This window comes from Pseudomonas sp. PICF141 (genome assembly GCF_002286815.1).
Classification (GTDB): Bacteria; Pseudomonadota; Gammaproteobacteria; order Pseudomonadales; family Pseudomonadaceae; genus Aquipseudomonas.
In genome coordinates this window covers 1-2601 of the sequence record NZ_MUNM01000013.1, presented here as the reverse complement: position 1 = coordinate 2601, position 2601 = coordinate 1, and the positions used below count along the sequence as shown (strand labels likewise).

Genomic DNA, 2601 nt, shown 5'->3' with positions numbered 1-2601 from the left:
GTTCATCAAGGCGCCGTGTTCGTTCATCACGCCTTTGGGTTGGCCGGTGGAACCGGAGGTGTAGAGCACGTAGGCCAGGTCGCCCGCCTCAACGCTCAGCGGTTCGCCCGCGGGCGCCTGGGGCAAGGCGTCGAGGGTCCAGGCGGTGTGCCCGGCCGGCAACTTCGACCGCCACTGTGGCTGGGTCAAGGTGACCCGGGCATCGGCGTCCTCGATCAGGAAGGCCAGGCGCGCGGCCGGCAGTTCCGGGTCCAGTGGTAGCCACGCGGCGCCGGCATGCACGATGCCGAGCAGGGCGACGACCATTTCCACGGAGCGTTCCATGCACACCGGAACGATGGCCTCGCGGCCGATCCCTGCCGCACGCAAGGCGCGGGCAACGGTTTGCGCGCGCTGATCCAGTTCGGCGTAACTCAGGCACTGGCCGTCGAACACCAGCGCCGGGGCGTTGGGGCTGAGGGCGGCCTGTTGGCTCAATGCCGTGTGCAGGTTGGTCGGGCCGGTGTAATGACGTTCGGTGGCGTTCCAGCGATCCAGTTGCTGCTGATCCTGTTGTTGCGGGAACAACTCGACCAGCGCTAGCTCAGGCGTTGTCACCAGCGCGTCCAGCAGGGCACACCATTGCGCGCTCCAGCGCTGCATCGTCGACTCGTCAAACAACGCCGATTGATATTCCAGCGCGAGGGTCATGTCGACGCCGTCGTCCTGGACTTCCCAGCTCTGTTCGAACTTGGCATCGATCACCGGCAGCGTCTGCTCTTCGATGTTCAGGCCCGGCCATTGGCTGCTGTCCATGCGACCGTGGTTGAGGGAGAACATCACCTGGAACAGCGGCGTGCGGTTCAGGTCGCGGCGCTGGGCCACGGCACCGACCAGTGTGGCAAACGGCAGGTCGGCATGGGCCTGGGCCGCGCGCAGATCGGCCTCGACGCTGGCCAGCAACTGCTCGGCCGGTGCCTGTTGATCGACGTCGCCGCGGATCACCAAGGTGTTCACCAGGCACGCCAGCAACGCCTGGGTTTGCGGTTGGTCGCGCTGGTCCGCCGGGGTGCCGAGGCGAATGTCGCGTTGACCGCTGTAACGAGCCAGTAACGCGCTCAGTGCCGTCGCAAGTACCACGTAGCTGGTGGTGCCGCGTTGACGGGCGAACTGGCGAATGGCTTCGGCACGCGAGGCGCCGAGGCCGACTGTCAGCAGTTGGGCGCGACGATCCGCTTCGGCGCCGCGTGGATGGTCCAGGGGCAGGTCGAGTTGGTAATCGTCCTCGCCGAGGTGGTTTTTCCAGTAATCCAGGCTGTCATTGCGTCGAGCCTGGGTGTCCGGATGCTGTTGCCACAGGGCGAAATCGACATAGTCGACCTCCAGCGCCGTCCAGTTGGGCGACTGCCCTTTAAGGCTGGCGGTGTAGGCCTGGGCCAGTTCGTCGATCAGCAATTGCATCGCCCAGCCGTCGGTGGCGCTGTGGTGCAGGCAAACCAGCAACAGGCTTTCGTCGCTGTCCTGCCGTTGCAACAGATGCGCACGCCAAGGTGCGGCGGTGGCCAGATTGAACGGCGCCATCAGCTCGTTTTTCGCCTGGGCGCAAGCCGCCGTCCAGTCCTGTGTGGCGACCGACGTGACCACGAGTGCCGGGCCTTGATCGTCGATCAGCAACTGCGGCTCGCCCTGAACCTCGACAATGCGGCTGCGCAACACCAGATGGCGCTCGCTGACCTGCTCGAATGCTCCACGCAAGGCCGGGACCTGAAGGTCGCCGCGCAAAGTCAGGGCGAATGGCATGTGGTACTCGCGTGAATCCGGTACCAGACGGCTGAGCATCCAGAACCGTTGCTGAGCCAGACCCAGCGGCAGGTGTGCCGGACGCGGTTGTGCGGTGATCAGTTCCCCTGGCATCGCCGCGCGCAGATGACCGGCCAGCGCCGCCACCGTCGGTTGGGCGAATACCAGCGCCAATGGCAGGGTGGCGCCCAGGCGTTCACGGACCCGAGCGACCAGTCGCGTGGCCAGCAACGAGTGGCCGCCGAGATGGAAGAAGTGATCGTCGATCCCCACCGACGGGCATTCCAGCACTTCGCTGAACAATTCGCATAGGACCGTTTCGGTGGCGTTGCGCGGCGCGGTGTGTGGTCGGTCGCTGTTGGTTTCCGGCAATGCCGTGGCGGCCAACGCCTTGCGGTCGAGTTTGCCGTTGCTGTTGAGCGGCAGGCTGTCCAGGTGCACCCAAAGGCTTGGCAGCATGTGTGAGGGCAGGCTGTGGCTCAATGCCGCGCGCAGTGCAGATTCATCGGCGTCACCACACCAGAAGCTCACCAGACGCTGGTCGAGTAACAGCGTCGCCGCGTCGCGAACGCCCGGTTGCATGAGCAGTTCAGCGTCGATTTCCCCCAGCTCGATGCGCTGGCCGCGCAGCTTCACCTGATGATCGAGGCGCCCCAGGTACTCGATGTTGCCATCGGCGAGGAAGCGGCAACGGTCGCCGGTGCGGTACAGGCGATCACCGTGGATGAACGGGCTGGCGAGGAAGCGTTCCTCGGTCAGGTCCGGGCGTTTCAGGTAACCGCGAGCGACCCCGACCCCGCCGATGTACAGCTCGCCGATGCT

General features: G+C 65.6%; 1 protein-coding gene. It reads right to left on the bottom strand.

Features of this window, described 5'->3' with window-relative positions:
* The coding region (locus BZL43_RS00675; protein WP_143517818.1) for a condensation domain-containing protein at positions 1-2601 on the bottom strand (2601 nt) is incomplete at both ends.